The organism is Caldalkalibacillus uzonensis, assembly GCF_030814135.1.
Classification (GTDB): Bacteria; Bacillota; Bacilli; order Caldalkalibacillales; family Caldalkalibacillaceae; genus Caldalkalibacillus; species Caldalkalibacillus uzonensis.
In genome coordinates, this window is record NZ_JAUSUQ010000001.1 from 387,580 (window position 1) to 409,351 (window position 21,772).

Genomic DNA, 21,772 nt, shown 5'->3' on the forward strand with positions numbered 1-21,772 from the left:
ATTTAAGCAGTTGATTCAGGAGGAGAATCATGTTTTTTTCAAAAAAAAGCGGATATCATGCGCTCGTTTTGTACATTCATCATGATCATCCCCAGCCTTTGCTTGTGGTCATGCCAAGTGATGTGGCAGGTGATGTGTTGTCCACCTTAAAAAAATTTGAAAAATCATCCTTAAATACTGAAACATATATAGGCTCATTAGGTCCGTTTGCCATCATTCATGAAATCCGCAGCTTTGAGAAAATCGCCATTCACAACGATGGTTTGCCGTGGAGCGAGCCGATGCTGTACACCGATTTTGCCAAAAAAATCAGTGACCGTCTGCAGGAATTCATGGATGATGTGCCCTCAGACATTGAGGAAGAACTGGTTTACTTTGTCGGAGAGTTTACCATGATGCAGGACAACGGCTTTGTGGCTCCTTTCTAAACCGAACAGGCAGACAAACAATAGACAAGGGCTATCAGGTATACAATAAGCGGGGATGCATTCCCCGCTGTTCTTATGCCTTCCATAATAGCCACTCAGACACATTTCTGTTTAAAACGCTTCTTTCCTTCACGGCACATATCGAACAAAGGACATACCTCACATTGGGGATTTTGCGCCTTGCAATGGTACCGCCCAAAAAAAATGAGACGATGGTGAGTAATGGCCCACTCCTCTTTGGGCACTTTTTTCATCAGTGTTTTTTCCACCTGCAAGGGGCTGTCTTTCCAGCGGCAAATCCCCAGGCGCTTGGTCACCCGTTCCACATGGGTATCCACGGCGATAGCCGGATAGCCAAAAGCTGTGGACATAATCACATTGGCGGTTTTGCGGCCGATGCCGGGCAATTGCATCAATTCCTCATGGGAACGGGGGATTTCACCATTATATTTTTCAATCAGGATTTGGCACATCTTTTTTATATTTTTGGCCTTATTGCGGTACAAACCGATTTGGCGGATATCCTGTTCCAATTCCTCCAACGGAACACGCACATAATCTTCCGGTGTGCGGTATTTTTTAAACAGATCTTTGGTCACTTTATTGACCATTTGGTCTGTGCATTGGGCCGAAAGCATCACCGCAATGGTTAATTCAAACGGATTGGAATGATTTAATTCACAATGTGCATCAGGAAACATCTCAGCGATAGTATCCAGCACATGGCGAACTTGTTTTTTGGTCAGCAAGATTAATCACCTTTCAAGCCAATTATAAAACGGAAACTCAACCGTTTCATTATACTCTGTTTTACCTGTTTTTGATGCTTGTTGGCGACGAAACTGTTTAATATGATCACGTACCGCTTCCACGGATCTTAATCCGTTTTTTTGCCAGTCGAGCAGGATCTTATCAATATAGCGCAGAGAGCGTTTGTTGGCGATAACGGCTTCTTTTAAGGCCAGCAAAATAATGTGTGGATCAAGCTGGTCTTCATCCAGCCAAGTGGTAATGGTTTCACACTCCATGGGGCTCAGGGGCCGGCCAAACTCTTGCTCAAAACGCTTGAAAATGAGCCCCTCCGCCGCTTCAGGACGTTCCACTTCAGCCGGCCAAACATCCCGCTCTTTCGCTGCTGCAACTTCCTCCACATTGATGGTCAAATACCGGCACAGTTTCTCCCATAACGGTTCAAGGGAGAAATGTTCCACCACACGGTTGTTTTCATCCAGGTTTGAGCGAATGTCCAGAAACCTCTCTTTTCGCAAGCGGTTCAGCATTCTGGTTAATTCCGCCTGTGAACAGGTCATCCGCTCCTCCAACTGTTTAATGCTGGGGAAAGAAATACCCTCACTCACAAAAGCGTGAATATGGATTAACAACATCATTTCGGTATCAGACAAATGCAGTTTTTTATAGTTTTCCAGCAGCAGATGAGGAATTGAGGCGTTACCTTTGTTCATCCATTTTGCCCATTCATGTACTGAAATCACTGCCTCTCTCCTCCCCGGCTCAAAAGTTTACGGGTATAAACGGTTTAATAAACGCGGGAACGGAATGGTTTCCCGGACATGTTTCGTTCCGGTAATCCAAGCCACTGTCCGCTCCAGGCCCAGCCCAAATCCTGAATGGGGCACGGTACCATACTGACGCAGATCCAAATACCACTGGTAAGCCTCCCGCGAGAGTTGGTGCTGTTCAAAACGTTGCTCCAGCAGAACAGGATCATCAATGCGTTGGCTGCCGCCGATAATTTCGCCATACCCTTCGGGGGCAATCAGATCAGCACAAAGCACCACTTCAGGACGGTCAGGGTCCGGTTTCATATAGAAAGCTTTAATTTCTGTAGGATAACGGGTAATAAACACCGGCTTGTCAAACTCTTCGGCAATAGCTGTTTCATCAGGTGCACCAAAGTCTTCTCCCCACTTGATGTCGTGCCCTTTATCTTGCAGGAGTTGAATGGCCTGGTCATAAGTGATGCGCGGAAACGGGGCTTCCACCTTTTCCAATAGCGTCGTATCCCGTTCAAGCACCGCCAGTTCCTGTCTGCAATTTTTCAGTACCGTTTGCACGATATGCGTGACAAAACGCTCCTGGATCTGAAGATTCTCCTCGTGATCGACAAAGGCCATCTCCGGTTCTACCATCCAAAACTCAATCAGGTGGCGGCGGGTTTTAGACTTTTCCGCCCGGAACGTGGGCCCGAACGAATAGACCTTGCCAAAAGCCATTGCCGCTGCTTCCATGTAGAGCTGGCCGCTTTGGGACAGGTAGGCATCTTCGTCGAAATACTTGGTATGGAACAGGGAAGTCGTTCCTTCTGCCGACGTCGGCGTTAAGATCGGCGGGTCCACTTTGACGAAGTTTTCTTTGTTGAAAAAGTCATGGATGGCCTGAATAATGTGATGGCGAATGGTTAACAGGGCATGCTGCCGCTTGGAACGGATCCACAAATGACGGTGATCCATCAGGAATTCAGTGCCATGCTCTTTGGGTGTAATGGGATAATTCTCTGCGATTTGAATCACGTCGATGTCGGTGACAGATAATTCATAGCCGCTCGGCGCACGTTCATCTTCCCGTACGACACCTGTCACATACAGGGAGCTTTCCTGGGTTAATTCCTTGGCTGCCTCCCATACCTCTGGGGGCACTTCCTTTTTCACCATCACACCTTGAATAAATCCTGTTCCGTCGCGCAATTGTAGAAACTGGATTTTACCACTGGACCGCTTGTTATATAACCATGTGCCAATGGTGACTTCCTGGCCGACATATCGTCCCACTTCTGCAATCGTGATTTTCAACGCCATTCCCTCCAGCAATGATTGATGTCTTATGCTGCATGTGTAAAACGGTTCACCGTAACATTATACATGGTTATGGCCGGTGAGAAAAGCAAGGGCCTTTTATTTTTCCAAAAAACGTCTGATCCGTTTGACCGCTTCTTCCAAGGCCTCCAAAGAGGTGGCATAAGAAATGCGAATGTTGTCCGGTGCACCAAAGCCGCTGCCAGGCACCAAGGCTACTTTCTCTTCTTCCAGTAAGGCTTTGGCCCATTCATCAACTGTTGAATAGGGACTGTGATTCACGGCTTGCCGCACATTAGGGAACAGGTAAAAAGCCCCTTCAGGCTTGACGCAGCTCACACCCGGCAATTCAATCAGTTGGGCATAAATTTGATCGCGCCGTTCTTTAAAGGCCTTCTTCATCTGTTCCAATGGTTCCTGGGTGCCTTCCAAGGCAGCCAAAGCGGCGTACTGGGCCACCGAAGTGGGGTTGGATGTGCTGTGGCTGGCCAGGTCGGCAATCGCTTTCATGTAGGGCTGGGGGCCGGCCACATAGCCGATTCTCCATCCGGTCATGGAGTATGGTTTAGACATACCATTCACCACAAACGTTTTGGCAAACACCTCATCGGAAAGTGAGGCTATGCTGACATGCTCAGCTTCGCCGTAAATCAGCTTTTCATAAATCTCATCAGATATGATGAAGATACCATGTTGCAGACAAACCTCAGCCAGGGCAGCCAGCTCCCGCTCTTGATACAAGCTGCCGGTTGGATTGCTGGGCGAGTTAAGAATAACGGCTTTGGTTTTTGGTGTGATGGCCTCCTCCAGCTGTTCCGGAGTGATCTTAAACTGGTTTTCTTCCTTGCCTTCCACAAACACCGGAACTCCTTCCGCCAATTTAACCTGTTCCGGATAGCTAACCCAATATGGGGTTGGAATAATCACCTCATCTCCGGGATTGACCAGGACTTGAAAGATGTTATACAAAGCATGTTTGGCTCCGGTGCAAACAACCACCTGATCCACCGTGTATGTCAAAGCATTATCCCGTTTCAGCTTATGTATAATGGCTTCTCTCAGCTGAGGGATACCAGCGGCAGGCGTATATTTGGTATGTCCTTCTTTCATCGCTTGGTACGCTGCTTCAATAATATGCTCCGGTGTGTTAAAATCTGGCTCACCTGCACCCAAGCCGATCACATCATGCCCTTCGGCCCGCAGTGCTTTGGCTTTAGCTGTAATGGCCAGTGTAGATGAAGGTGTCAAATTTGAGACACGGTTTGCTAACGGCATACGTCTAAGTCCTCCTCGTTTAATCACATTATTCTTTTATTATACAAAAAACCCCCTCATCTCCAAAGGGGGTTAAGAAATTTCTTTTGTTTTGCCTTCCTGCGTTAACAATTGGCGAAAGGCATCGCCGCTTAAACGCTCTTCTTGGAGCAAAATAGCGCAAGCTTTTGTGAAAACGTCGTTATGCTCCAGCAATAGTTGCTTGGTTCGTTCATACAATTGGTCAAAGATGAAGGTCATCTCTTCCTGCAGGCGTGCTTTGGGTACATGTTCTACTGAGACAATTCCCAGGCGGGACAAACCAGTCTCAATCATTTGCTGCACATAGCCTAAAGCCTGGTCAAAATCATTTTTGGAACCTGTGCTCCGTTCCCCGAAATAGATCTCCTCTGCTGCTGCACCGGCCAGACAAATCATAATCTGTTCTTCAATGTAGGATTTGGTGTATAAATGGCGTTCCGTAGGGGGAGATTGACGCACATACCCGAGGGCACCACCTCTGGGGATCAACACCACTTGACTGACAGAGTAGGGACGCAGCACCTCGGAGCAAATGGCATGCCCCAGCTCATGATAGGCCACCCGCCGCTTTTCTTCCTCTGTTGACTCCTTATCTGTTTGTTCACCCATCATTACTTTTTCGATGGCCTGGGCAATGTGTGCGCGGTCGATGGATGAGTCACCTGATCGGAAGGCATAAATGGCCGCTTCATTAGCCACACTTTCCAACTGGGCTCCCGAAAAGCCATACGTATCTTTGGCTACATCGTCCAGGTTGACGTTGTCGGCCAAGGGCTTCCTGCTGAAATGGAGCTGGAGAATATGTCTGCGCGCCTTTTTGTCAGGCAGATCAACACGAATCAGGCGGTCAAAACGTCCTGGACGCAAGAGGGCAGGGTCAAGCATGTCCACACGGTTGGTGGCCGCAATCAGCAGAATACGTGGCTGATCCGTGGTGCTGATCCCGTCCATTTCCGTCAGCAGCTGATTTAGCGTTTGGTCATATTCTTTTTGCTGCTGGCCGTCACGTTTGCCGCCAATCACATCAATTTCATCAATGAAAATGATGCCGCGGGAAAGGCCTTTTTCCCTTGCCAGCTGTTTCACTTCTTTAAATAAGTCCCTGATCCGGCTGGCGCCCACACCCACATACATCTCAACAAACTCACTGCCTGAAGCGGCCACAAATGCCGCATCAGCATAATTGGCTGCCGCCTTGGCTATTAAAGTTTTCCCTGTTCCAGGAGGTCCCGTTAACAAAATGCCTTTTAAGGGGCGAATGCCATACTTCCGAGCCCGCTCATCTTCCTTCAGAAGATCAATCGCTTCTTTCAGCTCCTGTTTGGGCTTGTCCAGCCCGCCAATATCATCAAAGGTGACCCCCGTCTCATTCACTTCACGGGCGTGCTTCCGCTTGCTTCTGCCCACAGGCAAAGCCCCTTGCCGGTGCAGAAGATAGGCGACCACAGACACAATCAAGCCCAGGAATAAAATCGGCCCTACGTTATAGCCCAAGTAAATCAGAAACAGAACCAGAATGGGAACTGCACCGATCAGCCATTCTTTAGTCATGCCGGTTCACCCTCCTTTCACTGCCAGCTCGTCAGGCAAGGGAAAATGGAGATACACCTCTTCAGCAGAGGAAGGCGCAAGATAGATGAACACACCCTGGCTGGTGACTAACACATAACCATCCTCTACCTCTTGCTGTGCTTTCAGCTCTTCAATATGCTGTTCAATGGCACTGAACTGACGGTGATGAATCGCTTCGGCAAACTCAGCCGAATGCTTCAGCCATAAGGGGTGATATTCTCCTTGTTCCCGAGCAATGGCAATCACGTATGGCTGACCCATTCCTTGTAAAAAACGATCCAATTCAGCATATAAGCGGTAAAATTGTTTAGGATCATGGAAACGGACCGTCACTTCCGTCAGACCCCGGCTATTCTCCATGTGTACCAATTCAATGCCCTGTTTATGCTCAAACCACGCCTGGATTGGTTTTTCCGTATTTAAATATTGGTATATAAACCAGCCGCCAAATAACACTAAGGCGGTCAACAGACAGGAAAGAAGGACTGTTTTCCATTTTAGTTGCTGCATTGAACCTCTTCCTTCCTCGTGATTAAATGCATAATTGAGTATATCACATTTTGATATACTTTTCCCTGGCACATCTTGCCAAACAAAAACCTCCGCTGCCAAGACGGAGGTTAGTGTTCCAAGGTATAGCTTTTGATAAATTGCCCATCGGCCATCGTGTAATAGGCATAAATCATACGTCCTTGATCATCAACGGCCAACACTTCCCAGCACAGTTGCTGATTAACATAAGCAGGCCTGACCGCTTTTACTGTCCAATCCGCATATTCTGCGGACACCATTTGAGCCACATCTTCTTGAGTTAAACGGGCTTCTGCCGCAGGAAAGGATTTCAGCTGTCCCTGTTCATCAACAACCACATAAAACTTCTGTTCACTGTCATCTTCTATAGTGAAAATAAAATAAGTTTGCTCTCCATGAAAACGGAACTGCTCTAGCACCTCTCCGCCTGTTTCCTGTTCTGCCACCGCTCTCGCCTCAACGAAACCAGCATGTTGGTCTTGCTTCAGGGAAAGGCCGATATTGACCATAAGCCATATGATTAGACCAATACACAAACTACTTGCAATCAGCCACTTCTTCATTTGTCTCTTTCCTCTGCTTATTCAGATTTGATCTCCTTCTCAAAATCAAAGTTCAATTCTTCCAACACATCACCATGTTTTTGCAATTGGAACGTAAAACCGCTGATACGCCAACGATCATCATCTTCTTTTATCAATAACTCATACATCAGGCTGAAATCAGTCAAGGGAACCTGCCGAAGGGATTGAACGTGCTGGGCTAAAAAGCCACTAAATAGATCCATTATTGTCTCACCAGGCATCAATACTTGTACATGCCACTCTCCGTCAGAAGGCATTAACGCTACTTGCTCATATGTTTTTTGCTTAACACCTTCACTTAAGAGTTGAAAATGGTACACAGGAAGCAAAAAGTCCACTTCTCCCTGTGATAAGCGGCGCTTTTTACCGTCATGTTTCAAGTTCACATTTTCATTGTTATTTTCCACTATAAACAGCGGTTCGTCATTTTCAACGGCCTTGAGCTCCCAGTGATCAACATTGTGGTAACGAACGGTATACAGCCGCTTCTCTTCACCGCGTTCTTCAATCACATAAGCCCGTTCTTTTCCATCACCTGTCATCCAGGCAGTCAACATTTCAGACAACACTTTGAGCAGTTCTGTATCCTCATAGGCCTTTTCCCATGTTGCCATCCAAGTGCTGTGTTTGTTAAGCTTACTCTCCTCATCTGTCAAAGCCGGTTCTGAACGAGATGGAGGCGTACTTACTTGCTCTCCTTGGCAGGCAGTTAAAAGCGTTAAGCTCAACAGGATGAAGAGGGCTGTTACTGCCAGAGTTTTACTCACACTCCGCCCCTCCTTTTGAAGACAAACCTAAAGCAGTTAACGTTCCAAGTTTAATCCCTGTTACTACATGTATATCCTTTTTGCAGCCGTATATGTCTGAGGGATATACTTCGTAAAGAGTGGAGGGGGTGCCAAATCCATAACCTCCGGCTAAATACTGTTACTCATAGCGGGAGCAGTTTGACTCATACTAAACGTACGCTCTTGAAGGAGGGCGAGTCACATGCACAGCGAACAGCTGGACAAGTCAGTGCCATCTTCGTTGCCAAGCACCTGGGATGCCCGCTATAACCCCATCCTGTTTGAACAAACAAAAGAGTGGTATCGCCCGCATGCTGCCGTGGAGAAAAACTGTCTTACCGATCTGGCCTATCGCCACATTTTTTTCCCGCATCAGATTTAAAAATATCCCCTACCCTACACCGGCTCAACCGTCATGGTTGAGCTTACATACCAGCCATGAACCGTATTAATTCCGGCTCAGTTCCCGCCAGACCCGGTTAGCTTCATAAATCACTTTTTCCTCATCAAGGGTGATGCAGCGGCCATCTTTGACGACCTGTTTGCCTTGGACATAAACATGGCGCACATCAGAACCGCTTGCAGCATAAATGATATGGGAGACTGGATCATGTACCGGCTGCAAATGGGCCTGCCCCGGGTTGATGATGATGAAATCTGCTTCCTTACCTTTTTCCAGAGAGCCTACATGGGGAACAAAGGCACATTCAGCCCCCCACTTCGTCCCCATTTTTAGGGCTGCCTCAGCCGGGACAACGGTGGGCTCCTGGTGAACCCCTTTGTGTATAAGTGCAGCCAAACGCACTTCCTGAAACATGTCCAAATTGTTATTGGAGGCGGCGCTGTCAGTGCCGATGGACAAGCGGAAGCCCCTTTCCAGCAAACGGGGAACCTGGGCAATACCTGAACCTAATTTCAGGTTGCTGGCCGGATTGTGAGAAATTTTGACATCATACTCCTGTAAGATATCCATTTCCTCTTCTTCCAGATGAACGGCATGGGCCACAAGGGTGGGCCGCTCAAAAACCCCTATATCACGCAAATGGGGCACCGGACGCTGGCCGTAATGGCGAATATTTTGACGGACTTCCTTTGCCGTTTCCGATAAATGAATATGCACAGGCAAATCAAGCTGCTGAGCCCGCTCCACTATACGGTGAATATAGGCAGGCGGACAGGTGTAAGGCGCATGGGGAGACATCATGGTCGTGATCCTCCCTCCGGCCTGCTGGTGCCATCTTTGGGCAAACGCTGTGGCCTCATTCAGTTTGGCTTTCTGTTCTTCCTCGGGGCAAAGGCCGATAATGCCGCGGGCCAACACCCCCCGGATACCAGCCTCTTCCACCACTTCCGCCACCGTATCCATATGATCATACATATCCACAAAACAAGTCGTGCCTGATTTCAACATCTCTACAACAGCTAAAGCCGTCCCCCAGCGTACTGTATCAGCTGTAAAGCGGGCTTCCATGGGCCACATCTTTTCCTCCAGCCATTCTTTTAAGGGGGCATCGTCTGCATAGCCTCGTAAAACAGACATGGCCGCATGTCCATGGGTATTTACCCAGCCGGGCATCAACCATTGTCCTTTTAGATTGATCACCTGATCCGCTTCGGCTTCTGATTCCGTGTCAGGTTGCCCTGAACCAACTGCGGTAATGGTTTTGCCCTCAACCAGCAGATAGCCTTCCCGAAACCACTCGTTCTGTTCATTGGCCGTAATAATGACACCATTTTTAAATAGTGTTTTCATTGTGCTCATCCTTTGCTATGATGCTTTTCCTCATTTCTATTCTCTTCCTTTATTCTCTTCCGTCGGTTTAAATTCCTGCTTAGCTGGGCAAAACAAATACCCGGTAATCCTCCTTCTGGCTGACCACCAGAATGTGTCCATGTTTTTTCACCGGATAGACGTCCATCCAGGATGATTCCAGCCGCTCCATCACTTCTGGTTCTATCGTGTCAGCAGACCGGTAAAAAATAATGGCCACATGGGCATCTACTTCTTCTAAAAAAGCTTCACTGGAAGCATTTGTGCTGCCAAAGTCACTCACTTTTAATATGTGAGAGCGTAAATCATGCCGTTTGATTAATTCTTTTTCAACTTTTTTGGAGACCGTTCCGGTAAATAAAAAACATTGGTCACCATGAACGAGCTGAAAAACAAGAGAGTTGTCCTGCAAAGAAAGGGACAAGCGGGGCTGGGGATGAAATACTTTAATTGCACATGCCTCATCCAGGGTAACTTGATCCCCTTCGATTAAAGGATGCAGCTCAGCTTGTGCTGTCAGTTCCAAAGATGTAAACAGGTCGTCCAAATAAAAGGGGTAATAGAGATGTTGAGGTTCATATAGGTCAGCAATCAGCTCAAAATTTCCCATAAATTCTTCCTGTTGGCTGGTAATAACCAAATGATGGATATGTTCAATCTGCTGTTCACTTAGAAAGCGGATTAATTCCTTTTGTGACGTTTTGCTGCCTGTATCGACCAGCATGCCTTCACCATTTTCCAGTTGAATAAAGGTGGCTTCACCGCTCTTAAGTTGAATAAAGTATACTTTCATTCCCTCATCAGGAATCATTTTCCGTAAGTTTTTGGGAGTAAATGCTTCGCTTGAGGGTCCTCCCATACTGAGACAAAGCAGGGTAACCACCAGGAATATATACAAATACCTGTACCAGCTGCGGGTCAAATGGATCATTATCATCCGCCACCTTGTCATTCATCTTCCTGTGAGAGATGCTGATACGCTACTGTGTCAACAACCTGGGGATATTGACCGTTGTAAAGCTCCCTTAACCCCTCAACAAGGGGATGAGCGTGTGCCAGCTGTTCAAGACGGGAAATGGCTTCCTGTGCCTTTTGTTTCCGATTCCAAAACAAAAGCATCCAGGTATAAGAGAGCTGAATGTCCAACTCTTGGGGAAAAAGGGATAATGCTTTTATGAACAGGGGCTGGCTGTGCTCCATATCTCTGACCAGACCATAGTTCCAAGCTAATCCGGCCCACACTTCGGGATCCAGGCATTTTTCATTGTGTTTTAATATACGTTGATAGCACTGAATGGCCATCTGATACATCGCTTTTTGTTCAAAATGCTTGGCCATCCGCTTTAACAGCTCAGGATTTTCCTCCATTTGCATGGCTTCGAACCAGTAAGCCAATCCTGCCTCCTCATCACCCAGTTGCAGATACACTTGACCGATCATATAAGGGCCGCGCCAGTCATGAGGTTCCAGGGCAACGTATGTCTTAAATTTCTCCAGACTTTGAGTGTACCATTGCAGCTGATATAATGTTTGGGCATGATTAAAGGTAATAATGCCTTTCCATTCGTCACGGACCTGCTCTAAATTAATCTTTTCAAAATAATAATGAGCCTGCTCATAGGCCTTTAAGGTGCCTTGCAGGCAAGCCAGACCGTGAGCCGCTAAATGATAAAGATCATCTTTTTGTGTTGTGTCAAGCAAAAATTGCAAGTGATACTTTGCTTTTTCCAGTTGATTGGTGGCCAAATAGGCATGGGCCAAAAACAGACGGGCCTGCTCAAAATCAGGATGTTTGCCCACGACATGGCAAAAATGCGGAATGGCTTGTTCAAACATCATTAAATCGTAAAAGGCTTTGGCCTGTTTCCAAGCAGATGACTGGGTTACAGCTGAATTTAACGGGACAGTGCCCGGTTGACCGTGCATCATGTTGTCTGTTCCGCCGGGAACAAAATCAATTTGGGACAAAGCCTCCTCAAATTTGATCCACTCTTCCAAGATCAGTTCGCTTTCCTTCTGCAAAGCAGCCAGCTCATCCTCATACACTTCTTTTGGCACTAAGCCTTTGGCATATTGATGAGACAAATCCATCAATCTTTTGTGAAGCTGCTCAAAATACGTTTTTATTTCCATAAAAAAACCCACCCATTATGTTTGTTTGTAGTGTTTCTCACAGCAAGGCTAGGTATGCAACACATAATGGATGGTTCTACAGCTTGGAAGGTCGGGCCAGCCTTAGCTTACTGTCCCATGAATTTCTTGCTCAATTAGATCTTGAATCCGGTTATCCTTGTCCATAATGGCCACTTTCGGTTTAAAATCAGCCAGCTTTTCCTCGGCAACCAGGGCATAGGAAATAATAATTACAGTATCACCAGGCTGGACCAGCCGGGCAGCCGCTCCGTTGAGGCAAATGGTGCCAGACCCTCGTGGACCTGGGATCACATAGGTTTCCAAGCGGGCACCGTTGTTATTATTCACAACCTGAACTTTTTCATGAGGCAGAATGTCAACGGCTTCCAACAAAGCTTCATCAATGGTAATGCTGCCTACATAGTTGAGATTGGCCTCCGTCACCGTTGCTCTGTGAAGTTTCGCTTTCATCATGTGCCTAAACATGCACTCTCTCCTCCCCCATGTCAATGATCACGTTATCAATCAGGCGGGTACGGCCGATTTTGACCGCCACTGCGACGATCACCTGTCCCTTGACCCCATCCAGCGACTCAAGGGCCTTAAGCCCGGGGAATGAACGGATGTCAATATAATCAAGTTCAATCAAAGGCTGGCTGAGCAACATTGCTTTCATGTGTTCTTTTATCTTGTCTGTGTCCCGTTCTCCCTGTTTAATCAAAGCCTTGCCCTCTTGCAGGCTTTTGTTTAAAGCGAGGGCCTGCTGGCGCTCTTCAGCTGACAAATACACATTGCGGGAACTCATGGCCAGCCCGTCCTCTTCCCGGACAATGGGACAAGGTCTAATGATCACGGGGATATTCAGATCGTGTACCATTTGCTGAATGACAGCAACCTGCTGGGCATCTTTCAGCCCAAAATAGGCGTAATCGGGCCGGATAATATTAAACAGCTTCGTCACAACGGTGGCCACTCCTGTGAAATGTCCAGGCCGTGACTGACCGCACATCACCTCGGTGATGCCGGACACTGTCACCGCTGTTAACGGTTCTTGGGGATACATTTCACCTAACTCCGGTACAAACAGGACATCCACCCCAAGTTTAGCCGCCAGAGCTTGATCTCGCTTAAGGTCGCGGGGATAACGATCAAAATCCTCATTCACTCCGAATTGGAGAGGATTGACAAATATACTCATGACAACGATGTCACATTCCACTCTGGCCTGTTTCACCAGGCTGAGGTGTCCTTCGTGCAAATAACCCATGGTAGGCACCAAGCCAATTTTACAATGATAATTCTGCTCCTTCAAACGGACATATTCTCTTCTCCACTCCTCAATAGAGCGCAAGGTTTTCACCGGCCATCCACCTCCCCACCGTACAGCCTGGCTAACACGCTGTCATCCATCTTGTAGCTGTGTTCAGCAGTGGGAAAGCGGCGCTCCCGCACTTCAGCCACATACTGCCGCACCGCATCCACCACCTCACACCCAACCTGGGCATATTGTTTGACGAATTTGGGCTGAAGCTCACTGCCGAAACCAACCAGGTCATGAAAAACAAGCACTTGTCCATCGCAGTGGACACCGGCACCGATGCCGATGGTGGGAATCTCTAACATAGCTGACACCTGTTTAGCCAGAGCAGCGGGCACACATTCCAGAACAATGGCAAACACACCTGCTTCTTCCAGAGCCTTGGCATCAGCGATCAATTTTTTGGCGGTGAACTCATCCTTGCCCTGAACCTTATAGCCGCCGAGCTGGTAAACGGACTGGGGTGTTAAGCCAAGATGACCCATAACCGGCACACCAGCATCTGTCAAGCGCTGAACAAGGTTAGCCACTTCCTGTCCACCCTCCAGCTTGACAGCTTGAGCACCGCCTTCCTGCAACAACCGGCGGCAGGCATCAAGGGTGCGGTCAAAAGAGCCGTGATAGGTTAAAAACGGCAAGTCAGTCACCACTAACGCGTGCTTAGCCCCTCGTGTAACCGCTTTCGTATGGTGCAACATATCTTCAATCGTGACAGGTATGGTCGAGTCATAGCCCAATACAACCATGCCCAGTGAATCACCGACCAGAATCACGTCAATACCCGCCTCATCTACCAGCTTGGCTGTAGGATAATCGTAGGCCGTTATCATGGTGATGGGCCGTTCTTCGCCTTTCATTTGTCGTAAAGTGGCAGTTGTTGTTTTACCCATTCAGGATCCTCCCCTTTTTATCTTCATTTCATTGATCACGGGTAACCTGCGGATCAGGGAGGAATCGTTCATTAAAAACGATCAAAAAAACCTTCTGCAGGTGCAGAAGGCAAAAAAGACATACGGAACCTTTCCGTTAATGTCCCTAACGATCCCTCTGTCCCTGTCCATGACGGTTCAAGGCAGAATATCGCGGAGCTCGTTTGACTATATGCAGTTGCATCCACCTTATCCAATGCTGTTCAGCATGTGTCACACTGAAAGATGAGTATGGCTCCCGATAGATGCCATCTCTTCACCATTCCTCTTAGGCTTAGGTTTATTATACCAGAAGCAGACTATAATGTCTCGATATCTGCTGAATAAATTCTGTGTACATGGCCCTGTCCGTCTTCCAGCAGCAACGCACCTTCGTCGGTGATGCCTCTGGCGACGCCTTCCACTTGGCCATGGGGAGTTCTGGCCACGATGCGCTGCCCCAAGGAACAAGTATGGGCTTCCCACAATGTTTTGACCGGACCAAAACCATGCTGCTGGTACAAGTTATACACATTCTCCCACTCCTGAAGAATGGCAACAACCAGGTCTTTGCGTGAAATTGGTTTCTGGGCCGCCAGTTTTAATGAGATGGCTTTACTGCTAAGTTCAGGAGGGAAATCTTCCGCCTCTTGATTAACGTTAAGGCCAACGCCAATGACCACATAATTGACCCTGTCTGCTTCTGCGTTTAATTCAGTCAAGATGCCGGCTACTTTTTGCCCGCCATATAACAAATCATTGGGCCATTTAATGGACAGAGCAATGGAGGTGGTTTGTTTGACGGCCCTCAGCACGGCCACTGCTGTCAATAACGTCAGTTGGGGAACCGAGGTTAAGGGGATATGGGGCCGGACGACCAAACTCATCCACAACCCCGTCCCTTTGGGCGAAAACCATGTCCGTCCCAATCTTCCTTTTCCTGCCTGCTGATGATCAGCCAGCACGACAGTTCCAGCAGGAGCCCCTTCCCTGGCCAGACGGTGGGCAATCGTCTGGGTCGATTCCACTTCATCAAAGTAATGAAGATCGTGTCCCAGCCACTTGGTACGCAAATGGGAGGCAATGACAGAAGGGGACAATGTATTGGGTTCTGCTACCAGCCTGTAGCCCTGTTTGCGTACGGCTTCGATTTGATATCCTTCTTTACGCAGTTCCTCAATATGTTTCCAAATCGCCGTACGGGAGACACTGAGCTGTTGACTCAACTCCTCTCCAGAAACAAAACCACGGCTTGCAAGCAATGCCTGCAGCAGTTGTTTGCGAATCTCATTCATGTTTCTCATCCTCCATCACAAAAGCCCGGATCGCTTCACGTTCATTGGGCACTTTACCTTCGACGACGGCTTTAACCAAACGGTCCAGCTCCTCTTGGATCCAAGGGCCGGGAGAACGTTTCCTAAACAACTGTAAATCCTTGCCATTGACACACAATTCCTGGGGATGACGAATGGGCAAGTTATCCAGCACAGTTCTGATTTGTTGTCGCAGGTCAGTGGCCACCGAGCGGTTGAGCATCAGTTGGTTTAGCTTTAATAAAGAAACAAAATCCTCTTCTCCCAGACGGATCAGGTCATAAGCAGGAATGTCTTCTACATCAATGACGTGTTCATAGTGTTCCAGGTGGCGCAGAAGCCGCTTGATTTCTTTCACAAATGCTTTTGGGAGGCGCAAGGCGTGCAGAAAGGAAGCCCTGTACTGCTCATCCATATGGTATAAAAGCAATACCCAGCGCTCCCGTTCGGTTAAGGCCTGTATCGAAAAGCTCAAGATTTCCCTTAATCCTTTATGCAGATAATGAAAAGGAGAAACATCACGAGTTATTCCGCTGCTCCATAAGAGACGCAACCCTTGCTCAACATAGGGCGCTTGCAAAAGTTTTTGAAATTCATGGGTGATCCGCTCCCGGGCTACTTTCTCCAGCAAGCGGCGGTGAATCCGTATGGCAGATAATACCTTTTCTCCCACACTGAAACCCAATTGCCCGCTAAAGCGGATCGCTCTAAACATCCGCAAAGCATCTTCTGCAAAACGTTCCCGGGGTTCCCCCACTGTACGGATCACTTGGCGCTCAAGATCACGCCGGCCCCCGAAGTAATCATATAAGCGGTCAAAACGGTCTAACGCCATGGCATTAATGGTAAAATCCCGCCGACTCAGGTCTTGCTTGAGGGAATCCACAAATTGAACCCGGTCCGGCCGGCGATAATCCGAATAGCCTTCCTCCGTTCGGAAAGTGGTCACTTCAAAAGGAACATCATCTTCTACAACTGTGACAGTCCCGTGCTTCAAACCGGTAGGCACTGTCCTTTCGAAGAGACTGATCACTTCCTCCGGTCTGGCCGAGGTACAAATATCGATGTCATGCAGGGGACGGTTTAACAACATATCCCGTACACAGCCTCCCACCATGTAAGCCTCAAACCCGCTCGATTCAAGTTTTTCCAGTATCCGTTTGGCCGTCATCACGAGTTGCATCCCCATCACACACTTTCACATATTCAGCTTCATATACCATATACTAAGAATGTTTGACACTAATTACGGTCAAAGCATGATGTTGTGATTAACACAGTGTCTTTATCAGATTGAACAGAAAGAAAGGGGAGTCGCTGTTGCGTACATTATATGGCTTATTTATCCTCATTGCCAAAGTACTTCAAGGACGAAAGCGAACACGTTGACCGCTGTGTAACCCAGGTTGTTATCCGTTTAACACCCTTTGATACAGGGTGAGGTATTGCTCCAAAATGATATCTGCGGCAAACTGGGTCCGGGTTCGCTCCAATGCTGCTTGTGAGAAACGCCTGTAAACATCTGGCTGGCTCAGTAATGTGACGGCACCATGGGCCATCCCTTCAATATCTCCCACCGGATAGATCAAGCCTGTTTGACCTTGTGCAATGACCTCCGGTATACCACCTGTATTAGAGGCAATGACAGGCACGCCACAAGCCATTGCCTCCAAAGCCACCAGACCGAAGCTTTCTTTTTCGGAAGGCAATAGCATCAGATCGGTTTGGGACAAGATTTCAGCCACATCATCCTGTTTGCCCAAAAAATGGACATACGAATCAAGGTGGTGTTCTTTTAGCCAGTGGCACACTCTTGGAAAATCAGGGCCTTCACCAATAAAAATCAGCTTGGCCGGAATCTCCCTCAGGATCAACTGAAAAACCTTAGCCACATCCAATACCCGTTTCACTGGCCGGAAATTGGAAATATGAACCACTAATTTTTCCCCGTTGGGGGCATATTGTTTTCTGAATAAGGGATGTACAGACCGTTCATACTGGCGAAGATCAACGAAATTATATACTTTATATATATCCTTATTGATGTGTAATAGCTCATACGTTTCATTAATCAAATGGTCCGATACGGCTGTCACCAGATCCGATTGTTCGATGCCGTAGCGAATCATCTCTTTCAGTGTCTCATCATAGGCTAAAACGGTAATGTCCGTTCCATGTAAGGTGGTGACCACTTTTAAGGGGTGATCAACCATTTGTCTGGCCAAAATGGCACACACTGCATGGGGAATAGCATAATGGACATGTAAGAGATCCAATTTTTCCCGGTTTGCCACTTGAGCCATTTTGCTAGCCAGCGTTAAATCATAAGGGGGATAACGGAAGACCTCATATTGGTTCACTTCCACCTCATGATAATAAATATTAGGATAAAATTTTCCCAGCCGGAATGGGACACCAGGGGTAATAAAATGAATTTGGTGACCATGTTCAGCCAAAAGTTTGCCCAGTTCAGTGGCCACAACACCTGAACCGCCCAGCGTCGGGTAACAGGTAATCCCGATTTTTAGTGAGCGATTTGGTAAGGGACAGTTAACCTTCACGCCGGTCAGCCTCCGCTTCAGGCCAAACTAGACTTGGTAAAGAAAGAGGAGTTTTAACCATAAACCCTTCCGCGTAAGGGACCTTAATCATGCTCCCGAACCACCGTTCCCTTCCTTCAATCGCTTCCATAAACCCTGTATTTAACCTGGTGGCAATACTGCCTTCCGTTTGCTCAAACTGTGACCGGTATACCTTCAAAGCCTGTTTTTTAATCTTCATCTCTTGCGTAATATCGACCAAGATATCCGGTTTGGCTACACTGTTAATGAAATAATAATAAAGTTGGGCAACTTGATGGGGGGCTTGTCTCTTCTCGCCCCACTGATACTTACCAATATTGGCCGTAAAGACCGCTTCTTCAATCCACTGTGCTGTTTGGTTATGATCCGGATGCCGGTCATGGTCATATGGAGCAAAAACTGCCCTTGGCCTATGCCGACGGATAAGCTCTACAACAGCACCGATAATTGATTCTCTGTCCGTCAAGGCGCGGTCAGGAAATTTTAGATTGAAGCGCTGTTTGACGCCCAGCACCCGGGCGGCTTGCGCTGCTTCTTCCTGCCTTGCTTCCACGGTCCCGTTAGAGGACAACTCAGCCATAGTTAAATCGATGATGCCAACTGCATAACCTTGAGCCACATGCTTGGCGATCGTTCCGGCCATGCCGATTTCCACATCATCCGGGTGGGCTCCAAAACAAAGTAAGTCAAGGGCTTCTCCCACATTGATTCCCTCCCTGTAATCGTCTCTCCCGCTCCTATATTTATATACCGTCTTATGACGTATGTTTGCGCAACTCCCGCCAGTCCAGATAGCCCGCTTCCATGGCCCGTAGAATAATCTCTGCTGTAGCCATATTGGTAGCTAACGGAATTTGGTGAACGTCACAGAGACGCAGCAAGGCAATAATGTCCGGTTCGTGAGGTTGAGCTGTTAATGGATCACGGAAAAAGATAACCAGATCCATTTTGTTTTCAGCAATGAGTGCCCCAATTTGCTGGTCACCACCCAGAGGGCCCGATAAAAAGCGGGTGATCTTCAGTCCGGTATGTTCCATGATTAACTTGCCGGTGGTACCTGTGGCATACAGATCGTATCTGTTCAGCACAGACTCATAGGCAATGGCAAAATTGACCATGTCCTGCTTCTTTTTGTCATGGGCAATTAAGGCAATGTTCATCAACTAGCCCCCTTCTTACTGTACTTATTCATCCAGCAACTTATCTAGACCATACACCAACCGCTCCAGTTTGACCACTTTTTTGATCGCCAGATTGACTCCAGGCATAAAAGAGGTCCGGTTGATGGAGTCATGGCGGATGGTCAATGTTTGCCCTTCACTACCGAATATCACTTGCTGGTGCGCCACTAAGCCGGGCAAACGCACACTATGTATGGGGAATCCTTGGTAAAAAGCACCACGTGCCCCCTCTAGTTCCTCTTTTTCCTCCGGATGACCCTGTCGATGTTCTTCCCTCACTTCCCCGATCATTTCTGCTGTTTTAATCGCCGTACCGGAAGGAGCATCTAATTTTTGATCATGATGCATCTCAATAATCTCCACCTCCGGCATATATTTGGCTGCCATTTGAGCAAATTTCATCATTAAAATAGCACCAATGGCAAAGTTGGGCGCAATAATGGCACCCATTTTATTTTGTTCGGCCAGTTGTGAGAGCTCTTCAATATCCGCTTGTGTCAACCCTGTTGTGCCAATCACGGGTCTGACCCGGTAATGGATGGCCAATTGGGCATGCCGTTTGACTGACTGGGGGGTGGTAAAGTCAACCATGACGTCTGGATTAAAGTCAGTCAAGGCCCGTTCCAGATCGTTAACAAAGGGAGCGCCTATAGGGCCTAGGCCAATCACTTCCCCCACATCGGTACCGTTTAATGCGGAGTCGACCCCACACACCAATTGCAGCTCATCATCACTATGAATCATTTTTACTGTTTCCGATCCCATTTTTCCTTTAGCTCCTACCACAATGACACGGATCGCCATTAAAATCACTCCTATTGAATTGTTGAATCACGGTTACAATACTACTACAATTTTACTATATGGCCCTTTATTTTGCGAACGAGGAAAGAAGGGGAGAGACATGCCACTGAAAGTAAGAAACATGGCCATGATTATCCTGGGCAGTGCCATCTATGCTTTCGGCTTAAACTATTTTAACATTGCTAACCAATTGGTGGAAGGCGGGTTTACAGGCGTCACTTTATTGCTTAATTATCTGTTTGGTTTTAGTCCGGCTATCACTAACCTCGTGCTTAATATTCCGCTGTTCTTCATCGGCTGGAAGGTGCTTGGGCGCACCGCGTTCATTTACACCATTTTAGGTACCCTTTCCTTGTCATTATTTTTGTGGCTGTTTGCAGGCTTTCATCTATACCTTGGTGAGGATTTGCTGCTTGCTGCCCTGTATGCCGGTGTCACAGCAGGCATTGGCTTGGGTATTGTTTTCCGCTACGGAGGGACGACTGGAGGGGTGGATATCATTGCCCGCCTGGCCAAAAAATATCTGGGCTGGAGCATGGGCAAAACGATGTTCGCCTTCGATGTGGGCGTGATCACCCTGTCCCTCATCTATCTGGATCACAAACTGGCCATGTACACCATCATTGCCGTCTATATCGGGGCCAGGGTGATCGATTTCGTTCAGGAGGTGGCCTACGCTGGCAAAGCGGTGATGATTATTTCAGACTCGGCCCCTGAAATTGCCCAAATGATCCTTAAAAAATTGGACAGGGGAGCCACGCTGTTAAAGGGAAAAGGCGGTTACACCGGCAGCCAGAAAGAAGTGCTTTATTGCGTCATCAGCCGCAACGAATTGGTCCGCTTGAAAAACTTGATCCGGGAGATTGACCCCTACGCCTTTGTGGCCGTTCATGATGTCAGAGATGTGCTGGGGGAAGGTTTTACCCATGATGAGCAGAAAAAACCGTTACGGGATGACATGTAACAAAAAAGCTTGCAGACACATGCAGTCTGCAAGCTATACAGGTCAGATGATGCCTGATGGCCAATCACATCGCTGACCTGCTGTTTGGATCTATGTTGGTACATGTTCTTAATCATTGTTCATACCGGCATATACCATAATAAAGCGTAACAGTTCCAGTACAGCGACCACGGTTGCGGCAACATAAGTGAGAGCAGCTGCATTGAGCACTTTTCGGGCGGCATGCTCTTCGTTCATGCCAATGACATTGAGGCTCACCATTTGGTTCAAGGCCCGGCTGCTGGCATTAAATTCAACCGGCAGAGTGACAACTTGAAACAGCACAGCAAAGGCCATGGTGAGGATGCCAAGCAGGATCATGTTCGTTGAGTATAGCAGAAGGCCTAGGAAAATAAAAATGAAAGACGCGTTGGAACCAAATGTGGCCAGCGGAACCAGCGCATGTCTGAAGCGCAAAAAGGCATAATGCTCTGCATCTTGAATGGCATGGCCGACCTCGTGGGCAGCCACCGATACGCTGGCAATGGATGAACCATAGTAGTTATCACTGGAAAGGCGGACCGTTTTTGTCGTCGGATCATAATGGTCTGTCAGTTTTCCCCTGACTTCTTCCACTCTGACGTCATACAAACCGTTAGCATCCAGTATTTTGCGGGCCACTTCTCTCCCTGTTAAACCGGAAGCGGCAGCAATGCGCAAATGGTCCGCAAAAGTCCGTCTCAAATAAAACTGGACTAAAATAGGAATAGTAATAATGAGCAGAAAATAGATAAGAATTGTCATTTG

The 21,772-nt window shown here is 47.7% G+C and carries 24 protein-coding genes; 3 read left to right on the forward strand and 21 right to left on the reverse strand.

Going from position 1 to position 21,772, the window contains the following annotated elements; all coding sequences use genetic code 11:
* Positions 1–29: 29 nt before the first annotated feature.
* A complete protein-coding gene (locus J2S00_RS01950) occupies positions 30–428 on the forward strand; it encodes a hypothetical protein (RefSeq protein WP_307334848.1) in 399 nt (132 codons plus the stop codon).
* A gap of 95 nt (positions 429–523) precedes the next feature.
* On the opposite strand, the gene nth is transcribed toward J2S00_RS01950, so the two are convergent.
* The 8 genes from nth to J2S00_RS01990 all read right to left on the reverse strand — a co-directional run bounded on the left by nth (position 524) and on the right by J2S00_RS01990 (position 7,991).
* A complete protein-coding gene (gene nth, locus J2S00_RS01955; protein ID WP_307334850.1) occupies positions 524–1,177 on the reverse strand; it encodes an endonuclease III in 654 nt (217 codons plus the stop codon).
* Between the two features lie 6 nt (positions 1,178–1,183).
* A complete protein-coding gene (locus J2S00_RS01960; protein WP_307334851.1) occupies positions 1,184–1,921 on the reverse strand; it encodes a DnaD domain-containing protein in 738 nt (245 codons plus the stop codon).
* A gap of 27 nt (positions 1,922–1,948) precedes the next feature.
* Entirely contained in the window at positions 1,949–3,238 is a 1,290-nt protein-coding gene (gene asnS / locus J2S00_RS01965) for an asparagine--tRNA ligase (RefSeq protein WP_370875810.1), read from the reverse strand.
* Between the two features lie 102 nt (positions 3,239–3,340).
* Positions 3,341–4,516 (reverse strand): pyridoxal phosphate-dependent aminotransferase, encoded by a 1,176-nt coding sequence (locus J2S00_RS01970; RefSeq protein ID WP_307334856.1) that lies wholly within the window; start codon positions 4,514–4,516, stop codon positions 3,341–3,343.
* A gap of 72 nt (positions 4,517–4,588) precedes the next feature.
* Entirely contained in the window at positions 4,589–6,088 is a 1,500-nt protein-coding gene (locus J2S00_RS01975; protein WP_307334858.1) for an AAA family ATPase, read from the reverse strand.
* Positions 6,089–6,094: 6 nt separating this feature from the next.
* The gene (locus J2S00_RS01980; RefSeq protein ID WP_307334860.1) at positions 6,095–6,619 is read right to left on the reverse strand and encodes a hypothetical protein; all 525 of its coding nucleotides are present in this window, start codon (positions 6,617–6,619) and stop codon (positions 6,095–6,097) included.
* A 110-nt stretch (positions 6,620–6,729) separates the two neighbouring features.
* Complete coding sequence (locus J2S00_RS01985; protein WP_307334862.1) at positions 6,730–7,203, reverse strand: hypothetical protein; 474 nt, start codon at positions 7,201–7,203, stop codon at positions 6,730–6,732.
* A 17-nt stretch (positions 7,204–7,220) separates the two neighbouring features.
* Positions 7,221–7,991, reverse strand: coding sequence for a hypothetical protein (locus J2S00_RS01990; RefSeq protein WP_307334863.1), 771 nt, complete (start codon positions 7,989–7,991; stop codon positions 7,221–7,223).
* Between the two features lie 223 nt (positions 7,992–8,214).
* On the opposite strand from J2S00_RS01990, the gene J2S00_RS01995 reads away from it, so the two are divergent.
* On the forward strand, positions 8,215–8,394 hold the full coding sequence (locus J2S00_RS01995; protein WP_307334865.1) for a hypothetical protein: 180 nt from the start codon (positions 8,215–8,217) through the stop codon (positions 8,392–8,394).
* A 66-nt stretch (positions 8,395–8,460) separates the two neighbouring features.
* On the opposite strand, the gene J2S00_RS02000 is transcribed toward J2S00_RS01995, so the two are convergent.
* The 12 genes from J2S00_RS02000 to dapB all read right to left on the reverse strand — a co-directional run bounded on the left by J2S00_RS02000 (position 8,461) and on the right by dapB (position 20,022).
* Positions 8,461–9,765: an amidohydrolase gene (locus J2S00_RS02000; protein WP_307334867.1), complete on the reverse strand. Its 1,305-nt coding sequence runs from the start codon at positions 9,763–9,765 to the stop codon at positions 8,461–8,463.
* A gap of 79 nt (positions 9,766–9,844) precedes the next feature.
* Positions 9,845–10,642 (reverse strand): ComEC/Rec2 family competence protein, encoded by a 798-nt coding sequence (locus tag J2S00_RS02005; RefSeq protein WP_307334869.1) that lies wholly within the window; start codon positions 10,640–10,642, stop codon positions 9,845–9,847.
* An 89-nt stretch (positions 10,643–10,731) separates the two neighbouring features.
* A complete protein-coding gene (locus tag J2S00_RS02010; RefSeq protein WP_307334870.1) occupies positions 10,732–11,916 on the reverse strand; it encodes a tetratricopeptide repeat protein in 1,185 nt (394 codons plus the stop codon).
* A gap of 102 nt (positions 11,917–12,018) precedes the next feature.
* Positions 12,019–12,402 carry an aspartate 1-decarboxylase gene (gene panD / locus J2S00_RS02015; RefSeq protein ID WP_307334872.1) on the reverse strand — a complete coding sequence of 128 codons (384 nt, stop codon included), beginning with the start codon at positions 12,400–12,402 and terminating at the stop codon, positions 12,019–12,021.
* Positions 12,395–13,276 carry a pantoate--beta-alanine ligase gene (gene panC / locus J2S00_RS02020; RefSeq protein ID WP_307334874.1) on the reverse strand — a complete coding sequence of 294 codons (882 nt, stop codon included), beginning with the start codon at positions 13,274–13,276 and terminating at the stop codon, positions 12,395–12,397. Before panC ends, panD begins: the two co-directional genes overlap by 8 nt.
* Positions 13,273–14,124, reverse strand: a complete 852-nt coding sequence (panB, locus tag J2S00_RS02025; RefSeq protein ID WP_307334876.1) for a 3-methyl-2-oxobutanoate hydroxymethyltransferase — start codon at positions 14,122–14,124, stop codon at positions 13,273–13,275. The genes panC and panB overlap by 4 nt, the downstream gene beginning before the upstream one ends.
* A 338-nt stretch (positions 14,125–14,462) precedes the next feature.
* Positions 14,463–15,437, reverse strand: coding sequence for a biotin--[acetyl-CoA-carboxylase] ligase (locus J2S00_RS02030; protein ID WP_307334877.1), 975 nt, complete (start codon positions 15,435–15,437; stop codon positions 14,463–14,465).
* Positions 15,430–16,644 (reverse strand): CCA tRNA nucleotidyltransferase, encoded by a 1,215-nt coding sequence (locus tag J2S00_RS02035; RefSeq protein ID WP_307334878.1) that lies wholly within the window; start codon positions 16,642–16,644, stop codon positions 15,430–15,432. The genes J2S00_RS02030 and J2S00_RS02035 overlap by 8 nt, the downstream gene beginning before the upstream one ends.
* A gap of 220 nt (positions 16,645–16,864) precedes the next feature.
* Positions 16,865–18,016, reverse strand: coding sequence for an N-acetyl-alpha-D-glucosaminyl L-malate synthase BshA (gene bshA, locus J2S00_RS02040; protein WP_307334880.1), 1,152 nt, complete (start codon positions 18,014–18,016; stop codon positions 16,865–16,867).
* Positions 18,006–18,740 (reverse strand): bacillithiol biosynthesis deacetylase BshB1, encoded by a 735-nt coding sequence (gene bshB1, locus J2S00_RS02045; RefSeq protein WP_307334882.1) that lies wholly within the window; start codon positions 18,738–18,740, stop codon positions 18,006–18,008. The genes bshA and bshB1 overlap by 11 nt, the downstream gene beginning before the upstream one ends.
* A 52-nt stretch (positions 18,741–18,792) precedes the next feature.
* Complete coding sequence (gene mgsA, locus J2S00_RS02050; RefSeq protein ID WP_307334884.1) at positions 18,793–19,197, reverse strand: methylglyoxal synthase; 405 nt, start codon at positions 19,195–19,197, stop codon at positions 18,793–18,795.
* Between the two features lie 24 nt (positions 19,198–19,221).
* Positions 19,222–20,022, reverse strand: a complete 801-nt coding sequence (gene dapB / locus J2S00_RS02055; protein ID WP_307334886.1) for a 4-hydroxy-tetrahydrodipicolinate reductase — start codon at positions 20,020–20,022, stop codon at positions 19,222–19,224.
* Between the two features lie 100 nt (positions 20,023–20,122).
* Here dapB and J2S00_RS02060 point away from each other — a divergent pair, with 100 nt between their 5' ends.
* The gene (locus J2S00_RS02060) at positions 20,123–20,986 is read left to right on the forward strand and encodes a YitT family protein (protein WP_307334888.1); all 864 of its coding nucleotides are present in this window, start codon (positions 20,123–20,125) and stop codon (positions 20,984–20,986) included.
* A 108-nt stretch (positions 20,987–21,094) separates the two neighbouring features.
* On the opposite strand, the gene J2S00_RS02065 is transcribed toward J2S00_RS02060, so the two are convergent.
* Positions 21,095–21,769: a zinc metallopeptidase gene (locus tag J2S00_RS02065; RefSeq protein WP_307334889.1), complete on the reverse strand. Its 675-nt coding sequence runs from the start codon at positions 21,767–21,769 to the stop codon at positions 21,095–21,097.
* Positions 21,770–21,772 lie beyond the last annotated feature (3 nt).